Source organism: Arthrobacter sp. P1_B3 (genome assembly GCF_056406615.1).
Genome location: NZ_JBFTZV010000013.1, coordinates 33,261 through 52,577, shown reverse-complemented (window position 1 = coordinate 52,577; position 19,317 = coordinate 33,261). Strand labels below are relative to the sequence as shown.

15 protein-coding genes and 1 tRNA gene are annotated in these 19,317 nt (G+C 68.3%); 7 read left to right on the top strand and 9 right to left on the bottom strand.

What is annotated here, in order from left to right:
• Positions 1–129 precede the first annotated feature (129 nt).
• A complete protein-coding gene (locus AC1D2F_RS14485; RefSeq protein ID WP_229993104.1) occupies positions 130–1,935 on the bottom strand; it encodes a thiamine pyrophosphate-binding protein in 1,806 nt (601 codons plus the stop codon).
• A 96-nt stretch (positions 1,936–2,031) separates the two neighbouring features.
• Between AC1D2F_RS14485 and AC1D2F_RS14480 the strand changes: the two genes are divergently transcribed.
• The gene (locus AC1D2F_RS14480; protein WP_229993103.1) at positions 2,032–2,481 is read left to right on the top strand and encodes an acyl-CoA thioesterase; all 450 of its coding nucleotides are present in this window, start codon (positions 2,032–2,034) and stop codon (positions 2,479–2,481) included.
• Between the two features lie 76 nt (positions 2,482–2,557).
• Here the strand turns inward: AC1D2F_RS14480 and AC1D2F_RS14475 are convergent, their stop codons facing one another.
• The 5 genes from AC1D2F_RS14475 to AC1D2F_RS14455 all read right to left on the bottom strand — a co-directional run bounded on the left by AC1D2F_RS14475 (position 2,558) and on the right by AC1D2F_RS14455 (position 8,994).
• A complete protein-coding gene (locus AC1D2F_RS14475; RefSeq protein ID WP_229993102.1) occupies positions 2,558–4,939 on the bottom strand; it encodes a bifunctional salicylyl-CoA 5-hydroxylase/oxidoreductase in 2,382 nt (793 codons plus the stop codon).
• 10 nt (positions 4,940–4,949) lie between these two features.
• Positions 4,950–6,599 carry an AMP-binding protein gene (locus tag AC1D2F_RS14470; protein ID WP_229993101.1) on the bottom strand — a complete coding sequence of 550 codons (1,650 nt, stop codon included), beginning with the start codon at positions 6,597–6,599 and terminating at the stop codon, positions 4,950–4,952.
• 129 nt (positions 6,600–6,728) lie between these two features.
• Entirely contained in the window at positions 6,729–7,601 is an 873-nt protein-coding gene (locus AC1D2F_RS14465) for an acyl-CoA thioesterase (RefSeq protein WP_229993100.1), read from the bottom strand.
• A complete protein-coding gene (locus AC1D2F_RS14460) occupies positions 7,598–8,047 on the bottom strand; it encodes a cupin domain-containing protein (RefSeq protein WP_229993099.1) in 450 nt (149 codons plus the stop codon). The genes AC1D2F_RS14465 and AC1D2F_RS14460 overlap by 4 nt, the downstream gene beginning before the upstream one ends.
• Positions 8,048–8,121: 74 nt before the next feature.
• The gene (locus AC1D2F_RS14455; RefSeq protein WP_229993098.1) at positions 8,122–8,994 is read right to left on the bottom strand and encodes a fumarylacetoacetate hydrolase family protein; all 873 of its coding nucleotides are present in this window, start codon (positions 8,992–8,994) and stop codon (positions 8,122–8,124) included.
• Between the two features lie 260 nt (positions 8,995–9,254).
• On the opposite strand from AC1D2F_RS14455, the gene AC1D2F_RS14450 reads away from it, so the two are divergent.
• On the top strand, positions 9,255–9,656 hold the full coding sequence (locus AC1D2F_RS14450; RefSeq protein WP_476967011.1) for a RidA family protein: 402 nt from the start codon (positions 9,255–9,257) through the stop codon (positions 9,654–9,656).
• Positions 9,657–9,661: 5 nt separating this feature from the next.
• Here the strand turns inward: AC1D2F_RS14450 and AC1D2F_RS14445 are convergent, their stop codons facing one another.
• On the bottom strand, positions 9,662–10,582 hold the full coding sequence (locus AC1D2F_RS14445) for a PaaX family transcriptional regulator (protein ID WP_476967010.1): 921 nt from the start codon (positions 10,580–10,582) through the stop codon (positions 9,662–9,664).
• Positions 10,583–10,907: 325 nt separating this feature from the next.
• Between AC1D2F_RS14445 and AC1D2F_RS14440 the strand changes: the two genes are divergently transcribed.
• The 3 genes from AC1D2F_RS14440 (at position 10,908) to AC1D2F_RS14430 (ending at position 12,388) form a co-directional block, all read left to right on the top strand.
• A tRNA-Gly gene (locus AC1D2F_RS14440) sits at positions 10,908–10,981 on the top strand.
• A gap of 100 nt (positions 10,982–11,081) precedes the next feature.
• Positions 11,082–11,231, top strand: coding sequence for a hypothetical protein (locus tag AC1D2F_RS14435; protein WP_229993095.1), 150 nt, complete (start codon positions 11,082–11,084; stop codon positions 11,229–11,231).
• On the top strand, positions 11,228–12,388 hold the full coding sequence (locus AC1D2F_RS14430; RefSeq protein ID WP_476967009.1) for a N(5)-(carboxyethyl)ornithine synthase: 1,161 nt from the start codon (positions 11,228–11,230) through the stop codon (positions 12,386–12,388). The genes AC1D2F_RS14435 and AC1D2F_RS14430 overlap by 4 nt, the downstream gene beginning before the upstream one ends.
• A gap of 115 nt (positions 12,389–12,503) precedes the next feature.
• On the opposite strand, the gene AC1D2F_RS14425 is transcribed toward AC1D2F_RS14430, so the two are convergent.
• A complete protein-coding gene (locus AC1D2F_RS14425) occupies positions 12,504–13,877 on the bottom strand; it encodes an MFS transporter (protein WP_476967008.1) in 1,374 nt (457 codons plus the stop codon).
• A gap of 141 nt (positions 13,878–14,018) precedes the next feature.
• On the opposite strand from AC1D2F_RS14425, the gene AC1D2F_RS14420 reads away from it, so the two are divergent.
• Both AC1D2F_RS14420 and AC1D2F_RS14415 read left to right on the top strand, forming a co-directional pair.
• A complete protein-coding gene (locus AC1D2F_RS14420) occupies positions 14,019–14,873 on the top strand; it encodes a LysR substrate-binding domain-containing protein (RefSeq protein WP_229993092.1) in 855 nt (284 codons plus the stop codon).
• 279 nt (positions 14,874–15,152) lie between these two features.
• Positions 15,153–15,494, top strand: coding sequence for a hypothetical protein (locus AC1D2F_RS14415; protein WP_229993091.1), 342 nt, complete (start codon positions 15,153–15,155; stop codon positions 15,492–15,494).
• 187 nt (positions 15,495–15,681) lie between these two features.
• On the opposite strand, the gene AC1D2F_RS14410 is transcribed toward AC1D2F_RS14415, so the two are convergent.
• Positions 15,682–19,236: a bifunctional proline dehydrogenase/L-glutamate gamma-semialdehyde dehydrogenase gene (locus AC1D2F_RS14410; RefSeq protein WP_476967007.1), complete on the bottom strand. Its 3,555-nt coding sequence runs from the start codon at positions 19,234–19,236 to the stop codon at positions 15,682–15,684.
• Positions 19,237–19,317 lie beyond the last annotated feature (81 nt).

Below are 19,317 nucleotides of genomic sequence, written 5' to 3'. Positions count from 1 at the left end.
GTTGAGATTTCATGGGGATTTGTGCGGTGGCTCACATGCTGTGCCCACTGTGTCACGCTTTGATTCCGACAGTAAACAAGTCAGCATATATCGTTTACGTAACGATCGTCAGGTATTATCCGGCCGGCGTCAGTGGCCCTTGAACGCCTCGGCGAGCCACCAGGCGCCGCCGTCGGACGAGATCTTGGCATCGATGACCAGCGGGCGGGCGGGCCTCTCGCGCACCCAGGCGCGGACCTCCTCGAGATCCGCCACGCTGCGGACCGTCACTGCGTCCGCGCCGAAGCCCCGGGCGATCGCGGCGATGTCCGTGTCCGGGAAGGTCACGGTACTCAGATCGACGGCGGGGCCGACGGCGGGACCGTTACCGTCCGCAGCTCCCGCGCCAAAGTGGTGGACTTCCGCCCCGTAGCCTGCATCGTTGTAGATGATGCAGACGAGCGGCAGCTCCAGCCGGACGGCGGTCTCCAGTTCGCTGATGCCCATCAGGAAGCCGCCGTCCCCGGCACCGAGCACGGGCAGCCGGTCCGGCCGGGCCAGCGCAGCCCCGATCGCGGTGGAGAGCCCGAGACCGATCGACTGGAAGGCCTGCGTGAAGCAGAACCCGAACTCGTCCGGGACCTTCAGATAGGTGCTGGGATAGCCCATGAAGTTGCCGGAGTCGATCGAGACGATCCGCTCCGCCGGCAGGATGGCGTCCAGTTCGCGGCTCAGCTCCCGCGGATCGATCCGTCCGCCGCCGGAGAGGTCCGGCGTTTCGACGTCGTTCCAGCGCGAGCGTTCTGCGATGGCCGCCGCGTTCCGCGCGGTGCGGTACCGCTGCGCCGGGGCCGGCTGGAGCGTCCGCAGCTCCGTGAGGACATCCGCCGCTGTCAGCGCGGCATCCCCCACCACGCCCAGGCCGATGGGCCGGTTGGCACCAAGCGCGGAGTCCTCGACGTCGACCTGGGCCACGGCGGTCCCGTCCGAGATCAGGTGGCCGTGCCGCATGGTCCACATGTTCAGGGCGCAGCCCCAGCCGACGATCAGGTCGGCGCCCTGGATCAGCTCGGCGCTCAGTGGTGAGGAGAATCCGCCCGAGATCCCGAGGGCGAACTCCTCGTTGTGGAACAACCCGTTCGCCACCGCGGACGTGGCCACGAGGGCACCGGCGTGGGCGGCAAGGCTGAGCAGTTCCTCCCGCGCATTCCTTGCCCCGCGGCCTGCCACAAAGACCGGGCGCTCCGCGGCGTTGATCAGGTGTGCCAGGCGCCGGACGCTGGGGGCGGCGGGGCGGACCGGCTGGGCTTCGGCGACGGCGGCCGGGTGCGCTGCCGCCCGTGCGCTTGCCGGCGCCGGGGCGGACTGGACGTCGAGGGGCAGGTTGAGCACCACGGTGCGGCGTTCGTTCCGGGCGGTGCGGAAGGCCCGGAGGGTGTCCGCGACGGCGGTGGCCGGGGAATGGATCCGCTCGCTCACGGCTCCGACGCTGCGGGCGAGGGCGTCCTGGTCGATCTTGAAGTTGGAGCGGACAGCGGATCCCTGGGTGTCGGCCGTCAGCACGATCAGCGGCGTGCGGCTCTTGGCGGCTTCCCCGATCCCGGTGACGGCGTTGCTCAGCCCGCAGCCCTGGTGTGTGCTCACGACGCCCACCCGGCCGGACATCCGGGCGTAGGCGTCGGCCATTGTGGCGGCGCCGCCCTCGTGCCGGGCGGCGGTGAAGGGCACCCCGGCCAGGCGCAGGGCGTTGGTCACCTCGAAGTTGCCGCTGCCGACGACGCCGAAGACATGCCCGACGCCGAGCTCCGCCAGGGTCCGGCCCACCAGCTGGGCGACCGTCCCGGCTGCCTGCTGCGCCGGAGCCCCGTCTGTGTCCCGGGCCGTGTCCCGTGCCGCTTCGACGGGCTCGCGGGAGGCTTCAAAGGTGCCGGGGGAAATGTGTGAAGCTACTACCATGGACTTACCTTCCATTGAGTAATGCACCGGTTGAGTACTGCACTGGTTGAGTGCCGCACTGCTGCTGACTGCTCTTCGAACTTCCAGGCGGCATCCATGAACCCCACCCAGTCCCTTCCGTGCACGGCCACGACGGCGACTCTGGAACGGACCATCGAATGGGTGGATACGGATGCCGCGGGGCACCAGCACAATTCGGCGGTGCTCCGCTTTGTTGAGGCCTGCGAGGCCAAGTTGTTCCGGGACCTGGATCTGCCGGAGTATTTCCCGACGGCCCCGCGGGTTCGCCACGAGGTCAACTACCGGGCGAAGTTGTACTTCGGCCAGCAGGTCACCACCACCGTAGTGGTGGAGAAAATCGGCCGCACGTCCATGACGTTCAGCTTTGAAGTGTGGGGCGAGCCGTTCCGCGGCGAACCCCGCGCCCTTGCCGCCCACGGGTCCTTCGTCACCGCCCATGTGGCCCAGGGCGGCACGGCCGCCACCCCGTGGCCGGCGGAGCTGACGGCCAAGGTCACCGCCCGCGAGGCCTCCGGCCGGGACTAACCCGTCCGGACGCTGCCCGGCACCGCGCCTTTGCGGCACCGGGCATTGGGCCCGGGCAGCGGCCCTCCAACCGGCGCTAGACCGACGCCGGCACCTTGGCCGGCGTCCAGCGCAGGTGCGTCGGCAGTTCGGCGGCCTCCGGCTCCCGCACGAGCGCCAGCCGGGGCCGGACCGCGTCGGTGCGCGCCGCCGGTGGCTTCCGGCTTCCGGCCCGGAACTGCTGCGGCCAGGCGGCGCCGGGCCCCCGGTAGTCCTGCTCGATCGCCGCATGCAGGGTCCACTGCGGATCGAACAGGTGCGTACGGCCGAGGGCGCAGAGGTCCGCGCGGCCTGCCAGCAGGATTGAGTTGACGTCGTCGTAGGAGGACACCGCCCCCACCGCGATCACCGCGACGCCTGCCTTGTGCGCCACTTCCTGCCGGATCCGGTCCGCGAACGGCGTCTGGTAGCTGCGGCCGTAGGCTGGTTTCTCCTCCTTGACCACCTGGCCGGAGGAGACGTCCACGCCGTCGGCGCCGTGCTCCACGAACGCCCGGGCAATCGCGACGGCGTCGTGCTCGTCGTTGCCGCCGGGGGCCCAGTCCGTCGCCGAAAGCCGCACGGTCAGCGGCTTGTCCGCCGGCCAGGCGGCGCGGACGGCGTCGAATACCTCCAGCGGGTAGCGCAGCCGGTTCTCCAGCGGTCCGCCGTATTCGTCGCTGCGCCGGTTGGCCAGCGGCGAGAGGAACGAGGAGAGCAGGTAGCCGTGCGCGCAGTGCAGCTCCAGCAGGTCGAAGCCCGAGGCGGCCGCACGGACGGCGGCGGCGACAAACTCGTCCCGGACCCGGTCCATTTCAGCGCGGCTGATTTCCCGCGGCGCCGGGCTGCCGGGGCCGTACGGGATAGCCGAGGGGCCCACCGGCTCCCAGCCGCCCTCGGGAAGCGGTTCGTCGATGCCTTCCCACATGAGTTTGGTGGAGCCTTTGCGGCCGGAATGGCCAAGCTGGACGCCGATGGCCGCCGTCGAGCGCTCGTGTACGAACTCGACGATCGTGCGCCAGCTCTCCTGCTGGGCCTCGTTGTAGAGGCCGCTGCAGCCCGGCGTGATGCGGCCGGTCTCGGAGACGCAGACCATCTCGGTCATGACCAGGCCGGCGCCGCCGAGGGCCTTGCCCCCGAGGTGGACCAGGTGGAAGTTGCCCGGGACGCCGTCGGTGGCGGAGTACATGTCCATCGGGGAGACGACGATCCGGTTCTTCAGCTCCAGCCCGCCGATCCGGTACGGCTGGAACATGGCAGGGGCACTGGACGCGATGCCCTGCGTGCGGGCGAATTCCTCATCCACGCGGGCCGCGAACTCGGGATCGCGCAGCTTGAGGTTGTCGTAGGTGATCCGGCGGCTGCGGGTGAGCAGGTTGAAGCAGAACTGCACCGGGTTCTGGTCCTTGTACATTCCGATGTTCTCGAACCATTCCAGCGAGGCCTGGGCTGCCCGCTGGGTGGATTCGACCACCGGCCGGCGCTCGGTTTCGTAGGCTGCCAGGGCGGCCTCAAGCTCGGCGTGCTCGTGCAGGCAGGCCGCCAGGGCGAGGGAGTCCTCCATGGCCAGTTTGGTGCCGGAGCCGATGGAGAAGTGCGCGGTGTGGGCGGCATCGCCGAGGAGCACGATGTTGCCGTGCCGCCAGGACTCGTTGCGGACCGTGGTGAAGTTGAGCCACTTGGAGTTGTTGACCAGGACTTCGTGGCCCTCAAGCTCTTCGGCGAAGATGGCACGGATCGCGTCGACGGCCGCCTCGTCGCTTTCGCCGGGCCGGAAGACCTGGTGCTCGGTGGCGTCGAATCCGGCGTTGCGCCACACGTCCTCGTGCATTTCGACGATGAAGGTGCTGCCCTCGTCCGAGTACGGGTAGCCGTGGATCTGCATGACGCCGTGCTCGGTGTCCTTGACGAAGAACTTGAACGCCTCAAAGACGAGGTCGGTGCCCAGCCACATGTACTTGGACTTGCGGACGTCCAGGCTGGGCCGGAACACCTCTGCAAAGCGGGAACGGACGGCGGAGTTCAGGCCGTCCGCGGCGAGGACCAGGTCGTAGTCCCGGCTGAGTTCCTCAACGTCGGGCGCCAGCGTGCTGAAGCGCAGGTCGACGTCGAGTTCGGCGCAGCGGCGCTGCAGCAGCTCGAGCAGCTCTTTCCGGCTCATGGCGGCGAAGCCCTGCCCGCCGACGGTGTGCTGACCGCCCTTGAAGTGGATGTCGATGTCGGTCCAGCGGGCGAAGCGCTCGGACATGTACTCGGCGATCACGGTGTCCGCGTTGCCGATTCCGCCGAGGGTCTCGTCGCTGAAGACGACGCCGAAGCCGAACGTGTCGCTTGCGGCGTTGCGTTCCCAGACGGTGACCTCGTGGTTCGGGTCCAGCTGCTTCATGAGGGCGGCGAAGTACAGTCCGCCCGGACCGCCGCCGATGATTGCGATTTTCATGTGGTGCCTCTCAGGCGTTCTGGTGTTCGGGGGTGGCGGCGTCAGCGGCCAGCTGCTCGCGCAGCCGGAAGTGCTGGAGTTTGCCGCTGGGGTTGCGGGGCAGTCCGTCAACGAAGTTCACCTGCCGCGGGTACTTGTACGGGGCGATGGTCCGCTTGACGAAGTCCTGGATTTCCTTGCGCTTCGCGTCATCGGCCTCGACGCCATCGCGCAGCACGATGAAGGCGCAGACCACGCTGCCCCGGTCCGGGTCGGGCCTGCCGACGACGGCGTTTTCCATCACGTCCGGGTGCTGGTCAATCGCGGCTTCCACCTCCGGGGCGCCGATGTTGTAGCCGGAGGACACGATCATGTTGTCGGAGCGGGCCTGGTAGTAGAAGTAGCCGTCCTCGTCCCGGCGGAAGGTGTCGCCGGTGACGTTCCAGCCATTGACGACGTAGTCCAGCTGGCGGGAATCGTTGAGGTAGCGGCAGCCGGTGGGCCCGATCACGGCGAGGCGTCCGACGGCGTCCGGGCCGAGTTCCCCACCGTCGTCGTCCAGAATCGTGGCGCGGTAGCCGGGGACGGCCGTGCCGGTGGCGCCGGCGCGGATGTCCTCCCCGGCCGCGGAGATGAAGACGTGCAGCATTTCGGTGGCACCGATGCCATTGACCAGCTTCAGGCCGGTGCGTTCATGGACCGCGCGCCAGGTCTCGGCCGGCAGGTGCTCACCGGCTGAGACTGCCGTGCGGAGGCTGGCGAGCAGCCCCTCGGCGCCTTCCTTGAGGATCGCCTTGTAGGCCGTCGGTGCGGTGAACAGGATGGTGGCCTTGGCCGCGTGCACGGCCTGCGCCAGTTCGAGCGGGGTGGCTCGTTCGGTCAGCAGCGAGGCGGCCCCGAAGCGCAGCGGGAAGACCACCAGGCCGCCCAGCCCGAAGGTGAAGGCCAGCGGCGGGGACCCCGCGAAGACGTCCTCCGGCGTCGGCGCAAGGATGTGCCGGGCGAAAGTGTCAGCGTTGGCGAGGATGTCGCGGTGGAAGTGCATGGTGATCTTCGGCGTTCCGGTGGTGCCCGACGTCGGGCCGAGCAGGGCGACGTCGTCCGCGGCGGTCGGGACGGCGCTGAACTCGCCGCTCTTGGCAGCACAGCGGGCGGTGAGGTCCGTGCCGGTGCTGCCCCCCATGGCCAGCACCGGCACGTCGTTTCCGGCTGCCTCGGCGAGGTCGTCCAGGAACCGGCTGTCGCACAGGGCGGCGGCCGGTGCGGTCAGCTCCAGCAGGGTCCGGATCTCGTTGGCGCGCAGTGCCGGCATGATCGTGACCACCACGGCGCCGGCCTTGAGCACGCCAAGCCAGGCCGCGACGAGCCACGGGTTGTTCGGCGAGCGGAGCATCACCCGGTTCCCGGGGACCACCCCCAAATCCTCAACCAGGACCTGGGCCACCTGGTTGGCGTGGCGCTGCAGCTCACCGTAACTCCAGGCGTTGCCGTCCGGGGTGAGCAGGGCCGGGCGCTCGGCACCGAAGCTGCGGACGGCGTCGTCAATCAGCGCGGCGGCGGCGTTGAGCTGTTGCGGGTACTGCAGTTCCGGGAGGGTGAACTCCAGCGCGGGCCACTGCTCTGCCGGCGGCAGATTGTCACGCGCGAAGGTGTCCTGGTGCGCCGAGGGCGTCAGTTCCATGGCAAACCTTTCGTATCGTCATTGATAAGAGGTCACTGATAAGAGGTCACAGCTAAGAGGTCACAGCTAAGAGGTGGAACGGCTCATCGATTGCTCCGTAACGGCCGTCATGGCGGCCCAAAAGGGCAGTTACGGAGCAGTCGACATCCGGATCATGCCTTCCTGGACCACGGTGGCCAGGAGCCGGCCCTGCCGGTCGTAGAAGTGGCCCTGCGCCAGGCCGCGGCTGGCCTGGGCGGAGACTGCTTCCTGGACGTACAGCAGCCAGTCGTCCACCCGGCCTTCGCGGTGGAACCACATGGCGTGGTCCAGGCTGGCCGTGACCAGGCCCGGATCGCCCCATGCGTAGCCGTGCACCCGGAGCACCGGTTCCAGGATGGTGTAGTCGCAGACGTAGGCCAGCGCCGCGCGCTGCAGATCCGGGTCATCCGGGAGCCGGTCGAAGGCCTTGACCCAGACTGCCTGGTGCGGCACCTGCTCCCCCTCAACGCTGAGGTAGACGGCGCCCGGCACATGCCGCATGTCGAAACTGCGGCCGCCGGACCAGTAGGCCGCGGCGTCGCCTTCGACGCCGTCAAGCACGTCGGCGGAGGACGGCAGCGACTCCGGATCCGGGATCCCGGCCGGCATGGCACGGGCGAATTCCTCGCCGGATTCCTCCGCGTGGAAGGAGGCCATGGCCACGTAGACGGTCTTGCCGCCCTGGTAGGCGCGGACCTGCCGGGTGGAGTAGCCCCGCCCGTCGCGGAGCCGCTCCACCTCGTAGCGGACTTCGGCGCCGATGTCCGCCGGCCGCATGAAGTAGCTGTGCATCGAGTGCAGCGAGCGGTCATCCCCCACCGAGCGCATCGCTGCAGCCGCGGCCTGGGCCACCATGTCTCCGCCGTAGGCCTTGGGCCACGGCACGTACTGCGTCGTGGCGGTGTAGGCCTCGTCGAGGAACTCCGGTTCGATCGGCGTCAGCTCGAGGGCGGACAGCAGGATCTCCGACGTCGGAGTCATGCCCGGCGGTACCCGGCGAGCACGGAGTCGTCGACGTCCTCGAGGTTCACCACAATGTTTTCCGGGGTGCGGGCCGTGAGCCAGACGAGTTCCTCGGTGATGCTCATGTTGGCTTCCACGTGCGGCATGTACGGCGGGACGAAAACCCAGTCGCCCTCGGTCATGTCGATGAACTCCTTGTAGTCCTCGCCGAAGTAGATCCGGCCGTGGCCGCGCAGCACGTAGCCGCCGGTCTCGGCTTCGCCGTGGTGGTGCGGGAAGGAGCGGTAGCCGGGTTCGTTGCTGACCTGGCCGTACCAAATCTTTGTAGCAGGGGTGTGCTGCTGGCTGACACCGGAGATCCGGACGGCCCCGCCGGACTGGCCGGTGTCGCGGTGCTCAGCACCCCTGCGGGTCACGACGGGGACAACCTGCGCTGTCAGCTGATCTGCGATCTGTTCGGTCATGGTGATTCCTCTCTGTCGGCGGCAGCCTGGGTTGCCGCCACTGGGTAGTGTGGGGTGCGTGTGAGCCGGTGGCGTCAGAGACGGACCGTGTTGGTGAGCGTGCCGATGCCCTCGACCTCGGTGGTGACGACGTCGCCGTCGTGCAGGAAGCGGGGCGGGACGGCGCCCATGCCGACACCGCCGGGGGTGCCGGTCAAGATGACGTCGCCGGGGCTCAGCCGGGTGAAGGTGGAGATATAGGACAGCAGGGCGGCCGCGGTGAAGACGAGTGTCCTGGTGTTGCCGTTCTGGACCTCTTCGCCGTTAACCAGGCAACGGACCCGGACGCCGGCCTCGGGGTCGCACTCGTCCGGGGTCACAAGTACGGGACCCAGCGGGGTGGTGCGGTCAAAGGCCTTGCCCTGGAACCACTGCAGGGTGCGGCTCTGCCAGTCCCGCATGGAGATATCGTTCGCCACGGTGTAGCCGGCGATCGCGGCCGAGGCTTCCTCCGGCGAGGCATTCTTGAGCGGGGCGCCGACGACGACTGCCAGCTCCGCCTCCCAGTCCAGCCGGGCGCCGTGCCCGGCGGCGTCAATGACCTCGCCGTCGCCGATCAGGGTGTCCGCGTACTTGGCGAACAGGGTGGGGTATTCCGGCAGCTCCCGGCCCATTTCCGCGATGTGGTCCGCGTAGTTCAGGCCACAGCAGATGACCTTGGCCGGGCGCGGCAGCACGGTGGCGAACCGGGCGGCGCTTACGGGGATGGACTCACCCGGGAGGCCGCCAGCGGTTTCCGCGGCGGCAACGGCTGCAGCTGCCTGCTCCCGCCAGCCGGCGCTTCCCAGCAGTTCGCTGAGGTCCTGTGCGGCCAGCAGCACAAACCGGTCCCCGGACTGCACGGCGGCGCGGGTGGCAGGGCCGCCCCTGGCGTCGCGGGCTGCCGTAATAACGGTCGCAAGGCGCATGTTTCTTCACTTCCGGTTCGACGGCGGAACCGGCCCCTTTGCCGATTCCGGTGACGTGTCCACTGCGCCATCCCCAACGAGGGTATGTCGACATTTTTACGGTCGTCACATATGCTCAAGTTAACACGGATTCACCGGTTTGGGTAGACCCGTTCCGGTTCCGGATCCGGTCAACGGCCGGCGCCGACCGGCCCGTAGTTACCCTCGCATTTACCAAAATCACCGCCGACTCAATACCGCCGACTCAATGAGGAGCCACCATGAACCACAAGGTCATCAACCCCGCAGCCCTGGCCAAGCCCTCCGGCTTCGCCCACGGCATCCTGGCCGGCAACACCGTGTTCCTGGGCGGCCAGACGGCCATGGACAACAACGGCACCATTGTTCCCGGCGGCATCGTGGAGCAGTTCCGTCAGTGCTTCTCCAACGTCCTCACCACGCTGGCTGTGGCCGGGGGCATGCCCTCGGACCTGGTCAACGTCACCATCTACCTGACCGACGTCGAGGACTATCAGAAGAACGGCCGCGAAATCGGGCGGATCTGGCGCGAGATGGCGGGCACCGACTATCCCGCGATGGCCGGCGTCGGCGTCACCCGGCTCTGGCAGGCCGAGGCGCTGATCGAGATCCAGGCCATCGCCGTCGTGTCAGGCCAGGGCTAGGACTACTACGCGGTAGCGGAACTGCCCGTGGCCCCCAGCAGCCGCTCGGCATGCTGGCGGGCCGGGCCGTTCAGGAGACGGTGCAGTTCCGCGAAGATCCGCTCCGCGGTCAGCCCGTGCCAGCCCGGCGGCAGGAACTCCTCGGGCAGGCCCGGATCCAGATAGGGCAGCCGGCGCCACTGGGTGAGGAGCTGGACGTAGTCCGCGAAGGCCGCCCGGTCGGCGTCGGGCCCGGACGCCGGCGCGCCCGCCGATTCCCAGCGTTCCAGCACCGGAGCGAAGCGTTCGATGAACTCCGCGTAAAGCGATTCAAGTGCCGGAAGGTCCCACCATCGGGAGACTTTGTCCTTGACGTCCTCGGCGGTCAGGTGCTCCGCCTTGAAGAACTCCACGTATTCCATCAGCCCTGTCCGCTCGAGCTGGTGCCTGATGTCCCCATAGGTGTTGCCCGGGGCAATCCAGAGTCCGGGCGTCACGGAACCGAAGCCCATCCGGGTCAGCATGCTGCGCAGCTGGTGGCGAAGGTGGCGCTGCGATTCCGGGACGGAGAAGGCGATGAGGAGCCAGCGGTCGGCCGCCGTCGCGCGCCGGGGCGAAAAAATGCGGCGGTCGCCCTCCTGGAAGACATCCTCCAGGTTGGGGGCCAGCCGGTAGGCGGCCACGCTGCCCTGTTTGACACTCTCCAGCACACCGCGGCGCTTGAGCCGAGACACGGAAGAGCGCACCCCGGACGACTCGACGCCAAGGTCGTCCAGCATGGAAATCAGCACCGAGACGGGCAGGGCGCCGCCGTTTGAGCGCCCATACAGGCCGTAAATCGTGACGATTAGCTGCTGGTGCCGCGGGGTCAGCCGGGGAACGGCGCTTCCGGCGGCAGGCTCGGCGTCCGGGTCGGCGTCCAGCGGCGGCGCTGGGTCTTCTACCACCGTCGGCCTTCCCTCGGGAGAACAGTCATGGATCTAGGCTATAGAGGTCTGCGCGCCCCGACGGCCATGACGCTCCGCGAACCGGTGCCGTGCCGCGTCCGGCGAAGCCGCTGCCCGCTTGGTCCGGGGCTGGGGACCGGCCGGCCCCGCCCGTTTGACGGAGATGGCCGCTCTGCGGAGCGGTTAGCGACCATCTGAGGCAAACGGAGGAGTGCGCTGCCCACGATTTCGACCGCGTGACCTGTTCGGAGAACGCCCGCGGCTGGGGTAAGGTAAATCTCGTTGTTTCACTGGGGCAAAGTCCAGCACGCTGGCTGGCCCCACTGCGGCTGTAGCTCAATGGTAGAGCGCTAGCTTCCCAAGCTTGATACGCGGGTTCGATTCCCGTCAGCCGCTCCAATCCACTCCCGCGCTCCGCGCCGCTCCCAGGGCTCCTATTAGGTAGCTACCTGTATCGTCAGAAGTCAGGAACCTCTTCGGTTCCGCTACAGGAGCAATCATGGCTGACAAGTCCCCCCGTCAAGCAGCATCCAAGAAATCCGGCAAATCCATCAAGGAAAAGCGCGCTGACAAGAGGGCCGCTTCTGCGCCGGCCAGCTCCCTGGACAAGGTGACCGCCACAAAGACGGCGAGCCCCAAAAAGAAGTGACCGGTTCCTCGAACCACCTCACCCTCGGCATCCTCGCCAGCACACGCAAACCGGATGAGCGACGCCTCCCCATCCACCCCTCGCACCTGGACCGCATCGCGCCGGAAATCCGGGAACAGCTGATCCTCGAGGAAGGCTACGGCGAGCGCTTCGGCCTTTCCGACGCCGAGCTCGCGCCCCTCGTGGGGCGCATCGCGCCGCGACAGCAGCTGCTGGCGGACGCCGACGTCGTCCTGCTGCCCAAGCCGCAGCCCGAGGACCTGGCCGAACTCCGGGACGGGCAGGTCCTCTGGGGCTGGCCGCACTGCGTCCAGGACCGGGCCATCACCCAGCTGGCGATCGACAAGAAGCTCACGCTCATCGCCTTCGAGGCCATGAACCACTGGGCCAGCGACGGCGGCTTCGGCCTGCATGTCTTCCACAAGAACAACGAACTCGCCGGCTACTGCTCCGTGCTGCACGCCCTGGCACTGACCGGTTCCACCGGAGACTACGGCCGCCGGCTGAGCGCCGTCGTGATCGGCTTCGGGGCCACCGCCCGCGGCGCCGTCACGGCGCTGAATGCCCACGGCGTGCACGATGTTCAGGTGCTGACCAACCGCGGGGTCGCCGCGGTTGGCTCGCCCATACACTCGGTCCGGATCGCGCAGTTCGACCACGACGACCAGGCACCCTTCCTGAGCGAGGTCATTACCGAGCGCGGGCGCGTGCCGTTGGCGCCGTTCCTCGCCGGCAGCGACATCGTGGTCAACTGCACGCTGCAGGACCCCAACGCGCCGCTGACCTACCTGCGCACCGAGGACCTGGCCGCCTTCCGGCCCGGCAGCCTGATCGTGGACGTGTCCTGCGACGAGGGCATGGGCTTCAGCTGGGCGAAAACCACCACCTTCGCCGAGCCGATGTTCCAGGTGGGCCACCACATCGACTACTACGCCGTGGACCACAGCCCGTCCTATCTGTGGAATTCCTCCAGCTGGGAAATCAGCGAGGCGTTGCTGCCGTTCCTCGAGACCGTGGTCGCCGGCCCCGGGGCCTGGGCGGAGAACGAGACCATCCGCCGCGCGATAGAAATCCGCGACGGCGTGGTCCTCAACCCGGACGTGCTGCAGTTCCAGCAGCGGGAGCCGGAGTTCCCCCACCGCCCCCTGGCGCCTTAGTACTGCCGCACCTCTCCCGGTTTTCCGCGACGAAAAAGGACAGCCGCTGCGTGGATCCACGCAGCGGCTGTCCTTTTTCGGTGCGGAAACCGGCGTGGAAACCGGTGCGGAAAAGCTAGGGCGTGGCGGCTGCCGGCCGCCCGCCATCGTTCCGGACGATCCGCAGCAGCCGGCGCCGGTCCTTCAGGTCCACCTTGAGCATGAGCTGCCCGCRCCGGGCGAGCACGACGCCGACAGTCGCGGCGGCCAGCATCGGCACGCCCCCGGAAACCAGGACAGCGGTGTGCGGGTTAGCGTGCTCGGCCAGCCAGCCCATCATTGGCCCGCCGATTGCCTGGCCGCCGATCAGCACCATGATGTACAGGCTCATGACCCGCCCGCGGATGGCCAGGTTGGAGCTGACCTGGACCAGCTGGTTGGCGGCGGTCAGGAACATCAGGCACCAGAACCCGGCCAGCACCATGGCCGCGCCGAACCACACCATCGACGGCGCCAGGGAAGCCAGGCACAGCATGAGCCCGTACATCCCGGCGCCCAGGACCACCGAGCGCAGCCGCAATGCTCGCCGCCGGGCCGAGGTGATGGCACCGGCCAGCGCACCGAGCGCCACGAGGGTGTTGAGCAGCCCGTAGCCGCCGGCACCGGCGTCGTACACGTGGTCGGCAAACGCGGCCAGCAGCACCGGCAGGCTCATCGCGAACACGGCGATGAACCCGGCCATCAGCCAGGGCCAGTAGATGGTGGGCTTGCTGAGCGCATAGTCCAGCCCTTCCCTCAGCATGCCCCGGCGCTTGGCGACCGGCATGCTGACATGCAGCTGGTCCTTGCGCAGGCTCAGGAGCATGGCCACCGTGAAGCAGCAGGCCACCGCGTTGGCGGCAAAGGCCCAGCCCGCACCCACGGCGGTCAGCAGGATCCCGGCGATCGCTGGACCGATCAGGCCGCCGAGCTGGAAGATCGTGGAGTTCACGCTGATCGCGTTTCGCAGGTAGCCGGGGCCCACGAGTTCGTTGACGAACACCTGACGGGCCGGCTGGTCCAGCACCGTCACGAGGCCCAGCACCAGTGCGATCGCGTAGACGTGCCCCACCTCGATCCTCTGGCTGAGCGCCAGGACGGCAAGGACCGCGGCCAACGCGGCTGCCACCGACTGGCACAGCATGAGGATCTTCCGCTTCGCGAACCGGTCCGCCATCATGCCGGCCCACGGGCCGAGGAACAGGGACGGCAGGAACTGCAAGGCCACGGTGATGCCGACGGCGGTGACGGAACCGGAGAGCTGGAGCACCAGCCAGTCCTGGGCGATCCGCTGCATCCAGAGCGCAATCACGGCGACGAAGTGCCCGATCGCGAAGATGCGGAAGTTGCGGACCTTCAGCGAAATGAATGTGTGCCGCCAGGGCAGGCGCTCGTTGACGACGGCGAGTGGTTGGGTGATGGTGTCCGGCAGGGAAGCTGCGTTCGCCTCTAGCGGCGGAGGGGGTGCCACGGAAAAGTCCTCAAATGAGCGGGTGAGCGGGATGGACTTAACGCTAGGCTGGCCCCAAGAGATTATGGAAGCCTATTCCAGGCATAACTCGCATTACAAAACGCAATGCGGTGTTTGCTGCACCCGATCCGGGAGACCCCGATGTTCGAACCCGCCCAGCTCCGCTCGTTCCTGGCCGTGGCCGAAACCTTGAGTTTTACCAAGGCCGCGGAACGCCTCGGCCTGGCCCAACCCACCGTCAGCCAGCACGTCCGCAAGCTGGAGGCCGCCGCCAAGCGGGTGCTGATTGCCCGGGACACCCGGGATGTGCGTTTGACCGACAACGGCGATGCCATGGCCGGGTTCGCCCGAAGCATCCTCTCCGCGCACGACTCCGCCGCCCGCTATTTCTCCGGATCCGCCATGCGCGGGCGCCTGCGCTTCGGCACGGCCGACGATCTCGCCATCACCGGGCTGCCCCGCATCCTCCGGGAGTTCCGGCAGATCTACCCGCAGATCAACCTCGAGCTGACGGTGGGCCAGAGCGACCAGCTCTACAAGCGCCTCAACGCCGGTCAGCTGGATCTCGTCTTCGTGAAGTGGGTGGCGGGGGCCAAAGACGGGACCGTGGTCCAGCAGGACGCCTTCGCCTGGGTCGGCCTGGAGCAGACCGCGCTGGATCCGGCCGATCCTGTTCCGCTGATCGCCTATCCCTCCCCCAGCCTGAGCCGGAAGCTGGCGATCGACGCCCTTGAGGCCACGGGCCGCACCTGGCGGATCACCTGCACCACGCGGCAGATCAGCGGCGTGCTGGCCGCCGTCCGGGCCGGCATTGGGGTGGCGGTCATGCCTTCCTCCCTGGTGCCGGAGGACTTGAAAATCATCACCCGCCGCTTCGATCTGCCGCCCGTGGGCGACGTCGATTTCACGCTCATCCGCAACCCGCTGGCCAATACCGAGGTGATCGATGCCCTCACGCAGGCGATCGTGGGCCGGACCCTGAAGCGCCCGGCCTGAAGCGCCCGGCCTGCTGCCCTGGCGGGCCGCGTCCCGGCGCGGATCCTTCCACGGTACTTACGGGACGGACTACCCGGACGGGAGCAGTACTTACTTGACCATTGAACGGTGCAGGTACTTCATCTATCCTGTCACTACTTACGATCAACCGTTCGAGGTCAAGAAGTGGCCCGCGACAACGATTCGAAAAACGAACGCTGTCCGTCGCTGATGCCGTGTGGCTGGCGCCGGAGCGTTCGGGATAGGCCGCCAATGATGCCAGCCATTAACCACCCCCGATTGTCCACTCCCCACGCGCCCAAGGCCGCCCGTCCGGGAACCGCGCCGGCGCACCCCGCAGCGGCCATGCACCACCCGGGCACAGCATTGCACTCCAGCCTGGGCCACCGGGACATTCACCCGGCCACCCTGGCGGATTCCGACTATGTTGCCAGTCCGTTCTGCGAACACTGCGGCACGGACGAGTTCATTTACCTGGAGACCTTCGTCCCGGCCACGCACCGAAGGGACGGCTCCGTCAGCAAGCTCGGCGAGGTCACCTACTTCTGCTCGGGCTGCGATGACTTTTCCGCCCACGCGGTCCCGGCTTCGTGGGCGCCGCCGGGCTGGTACTTCGGCTAAGCGGCACGGCGTCTAACGCCCCGGCGCTCGGCGCCGTCACTGCCACTTACAATGCCACCACCGCTGCCGCCGCCACTGACACTGCGCAGCGCGGCCCCCTTTAACGCCGTCGCCGCCGTGCCGCACCTGGCGGTGCCTGCACGGCGGCGATGGCGTTTTAGCACGCCCGGGCTAGACGACTAACTGCCTAGATAAGGGCGTCCGAGATGTGGTTGGGCGTCCCGAATCGGTGCGCCGTGATGCTGATGGCCTGCTCGTGCAGGAACGGCAGCAGCTCCACGCGTCCGGCTTCCGTGACGGGGTGGACATACACCGCCAGGTCCGGACGGCCGCCCGTGGCCTCGGACAGTGCCTTGGCGTCCCCGCCGATCAGCCGGATCCGGGCGCCGGAAAGCTTGCCCGCCGCGGCGAGCGTGCCGGCGGAAGCGAGCCATTCGGCGTCGTTCTCAACAGTGGCGGCGATGCCAAGCCCGGACAGGACCGCGCGCAGCTGGGCGGGCAGTTCGACGGCGGTGGAGATCGTCAGGTCGGACCCGGCCAGGACGCCCGCGGCGACGGTCCGGACCAGGCCTGCCAGCGGCTCGCCTTCCGAGAGGCGGACGGTGACGGGCAGGGCACGGTAGCGGAACACGTTGCGCTCCGCGCTCAGGCCCGAGACGTCCTTCGCGGTGCCGAACTCTTCGGCCCAGGCACGGGCGTCGGAGGCGAGCGCGCGCTGCAGCGGTGCGAGTTCGTCGGCTGTCAGGAAGCCCTTGGCCGCGTCCTCGATCCGGCGGACGCCGGAGTGGGCGGGAGCAGTGCCCGGCGTGCCGGCGGCGGTGCTGGGCTTGCTGACCCATTCGCCGAGGCCGACGAGGTAGTTCGGCCCGCCGGCCTTGGTGCCGGCGCCGACGGCGGATTTCTTCCAGCCGCCGAAGGGCTGGCGCTGGACGATCGCGCCGGTGATGCCGCGGTTGACGTAGAGGTTGCCGGCCTGGATGGTGTCCAGCCAGATCCCCAGCTCATCGGTGTTCAGCGAGTGCAGGCCCGCGGTGAGACCGTATTCGATCTGGTTCTGGATCGCGATGGCCTCCTCGAGGGTCTCTGCCGTCATGACGCCCAGGACCGGGCCGAAGAACTCGGTGAGGTGGAAGTAGGATCCGCGGCGGACGCCTGAGCGCACGCCGGGGCTCCAGAGCTTGCCCGTATCATCGAGCTTCCGCGGCTCAACGGCCCAGGTCTCGCCCTCGCCGAGGGTGGTGAGGGCGTTCAGGAGCTTGCCCTTGGCGGGCTCGATGATCGGGCCCATCTGGCTCGCCGGATCCTCCGGGTAGCCGACCTTCAAGGAGGTGACGGCGTCGATCAGCTGGTTGTGGAAACGCTTCGATTTCGCCACGGAGCCGACGAGGATCACCAGCGAGGCGGCGGAGCACTTCTGGCCGGCGTGGCCGAACGCGGAGTACGCGACGTCCTTGGCCGCGAGGTCCAGGTCCGCGCTCGGGGTGACGATGATGGCGTTCTTGCCGCTGGTCTCGGCCAGCAGGGGCAGGTCCTTGCGGAAGGAGCGGAACAGCTCGGCGGTCTCGTAGCCGCCAGTCAGGATGACGCGGTCCACGGCCGGGTGGGAAATCAGCTGCTGGCCCAGTTCCCGCTCGCCCAGCTGGACCATGGTGAGGACGTCGCGGGGAACGCCGGCCTCCCAGAGGGCCTCGATCATGACCGCGCCGCTGCGGCGGGCCTGCTTGGCGGGCTTGATCACGACGGCGGAGCCGGCGGCGAGGGCGGCCAGGGTGGAGCCGGCCGGGATGGCGACCGGGAAATTCCAGGGCGGCGTCACGACGGTGAGCTTGGCCGGAACGAAGGTGGCGCCGTCGACGTCGTCGAGTTTGCGGGCGGACTCGGCGTAGTAGTGCGCGAAGTCCACTGCCTCGCTGACCTCGGGGTCGCCCTGGTCGATCGTCTTGCCGGTCTCGGATGCCATGACCTCGAGGAGGTCCGCGCGGCGGGCCTCGAGAACGTCGCCGGCGCGGTGCAGGATTTCGGCGCGCTCGGCGCCGGAGAGTGCGCCCCAGGCCTTGCCCTTCTCGACGGCGGTGTCGATGACCGTGTTCAGGGTTGCGGCATCGTTGATCGTGGCGGCCTCGACGGCGGCGTTGCCCAGAGCCGACGTAGCCACGCGGCCCAGGATGGCGCGGCCCCAGTCGCGGTTCACGGGCAGCGACGGATCAGTGTCCGCGGTGTTCTCGAAGGAGTCGTGCGGCAGCGGCGCGGCCGGGAGGGCGCGGTTCTGCAGGCGGTTCGGGGCCGGGACCACGTCGTCGAGCTTGGCGAGCGAGGCGAGGAAGCGCCGCTTCTCACGCTCGAAGAGGGACTCGTTTTCGCTGAGTTCGAAGACGGCGGACATGAAGTTGTCCTGGCTGGCGCCCTCTTCGAGGCGGCGGATCAGGTAGGCGATCGCGACGTCGAACTCGGCGGGATGGACCACGGGCGTGTAGAGCAGGAGGGAGCCGACGTCCTTCTTGACGGCTTCGGCCTGGCCCTGGGCCATGCCGAGCAGCATCTCGAATTCGATGCCGGACTCCACGCCGCGCTGCTTGGCCAGGAGCCAGGCGAAGGCGATGTCGAAGAGGTTGTGGCCGGCGACGCCGATCCGGATGTTGCGGATCCGGTCCGGGTGCAGCGAGTAGTTGATGACCCGCTTGTAGTTGGTGTCCGAGTCCTGCTTGGTGTTCCAGGTGGCGAGCGGCCAGTCATGCAGGGAGGCTTCGACCTGCTCCATCGGCAGGTTGGCGCCCTTGACGACGCGGACCTTGATGGCGGCGCCGCCGTCGGCGCGGCGGGCGGCGGCCCAGTCCTGCAGGCGGATCATGGCGGACAGGGCATCCGGGAGGTAGGCCTGGAGCACGATGCCGGCCTCAAGGTTCTTGAACTCGGGCTTGTCCAGGATCCGGGTGAAGACCGCGATGGTCATGTCCAGGTCCTTGTATTCCTCCATGTCCAGATTGATGAACTTCGCCTTCTGCCCGGCGGCGGCGTAGGAGGCGGCGCGGGTGAAGAGCGGGGTGAGCTTCTCCACGACGTGCTCCACGGCCTCGTCGAAGGCCCACGCGGAATGCGGCGCCACTGTGGAGGAGACCTTGATCGAGACGTAGTCGACGTCGGGCCGGGACAGCAGGGTGTGCGTGCCCTCGAGCCGGCGGGAGGCCTCGTGCTCGCCGAGGACTGCCTCGCCAAGGAGGTTGACGTTGAGCTTGATGCCGTCCTTGCGAATCTTGGCGATGGCCGGACCCAGCTTGGCGTCGGTGGCGTCGACAATGAGGTGGCCGACCATTTCACGCAGCACCCGGCGGGCGACCGGGATGACGACCTGGGGCAGGACCGGGGCCATCGTGCCGCCGAGGCGGACCGCGCTGCGCATGTACCAGGGCAGGAACGCCGGGACCTTGGGGGCCAGTGCGGCGAGGTTGCGGGCGGCGACCTGCAGGTCTTCGGGACGGACGACGCCGTCGACGAAGCCGACCGTGAAGTCCAGGCCGTTGGGGTCCTTCAGGACCCCGGCGAGCTGCTCGGCCGAGGCGTCGACGGGCACCTTTGCGGCTTCGGTGAGCCAGTGGCGCACCAGCGCGATGGTGTCCTCGGCGAGGGCTGCGGCCTCAAGGACCGAAGAGCCTTCCGAAACGGCGGCGTGCGTGGCTTCGTTGCCTGCGGCGCTGCCTGCTGCGTTTCCGGTGATTGCGCCGGGCTCCGTGGAGATGTTGGTCATGGCTGGAACTCGTTCTTTCTCAAAATGTGGACCTCTTATGAATCAGTATGCGACCGGATTTTCATAAGATAAAGCGAAGTT

Excerpts from the sequence above, each read along its gene's own strand:
- AC1D2F_RS14485 (WP_229993104.1), bottom strand. The coding sequence starts at position 1,935 with ATGGTAGTAGCTTCACACATTTCCCCCGGCACCTTTGAAGCCTCCCGC.
- AC1D2F_RS14480 (WP_229993103.1), top strand. The coding sequence starts at position 2,032 with ATGAACCCCACCCAGTCCCTTCCGTGCACGGCCACGACGGCGACTCTG.
- AC1D2F_RS14475 (WP_229993102.1), bottom strand. The coding sequence starts at position 4,939 with ATGAAAATCGCAATCATCGGCGGCGGTCCGGGCGGACTGTACTTCGCC.
- AC1D2F_RS14470 (WP_229993101.1), bottom strand. The coding sequence starts at position 6,599 with ATGGAACTGACGCCCTCGGCGCACCAGGACACCTTCGCGCGTGACAAT.
- AC1D2F_RS14465 (WP_229993100.1), bottom strand. The coding sequence starts at position 7,601 with ATGACTCCGACGTCGGAGATCCTGCTGTCCGCCCTCGAGCTGACGCCG.
- AC1D2F_RS14460 (WP_229993099.1), bottom strand. The coding sequence starts at position 8,047 with ATGACCGAACAGATCGCAGATCAGCTGACAGCGCAGGTTGTCCCCGTC.
- AC1D2F_RS14455 (WP_229993098.1), bottom strand. The coding sequence starts at position 8,994 with ATGCGCCTTGCGACCGTTATTACGGCAGCCCGCGACGCCAGGGGCGGC.
- AC1D2F_RS14450 (WP_476967011.1), top strand. The coding sequence starts at position 9,255 with ATGAACCACAAGGTCATCAACCCCGCAGCCCTGGCCAAGCCCTCCGGC.
- AC1D2F_RS14435 (WP_229993095.1), top strand. The coding sequence starts at position 11,082 with ATGGCTGACAAGTCCCCCCGTCAAGCAGCATCCAAGAAATCCGGCAAA.
- AC1D2F_RS14420 (WP_229993092.1), top strand. The coding sequence starts at position 14,019 with ATGTTCGAACCCGCCCAGCTCCGCTCGTTCCTGGCCGTGGCCGAAACC.
- AC1D2F_RS14410 (WP_476967007.1), bottom strand. The coding sequence starts at position 19,236 with ATGACCAACATCTCCACGGAGCCCGGCGCAATCACCGGAAACGCAGCA.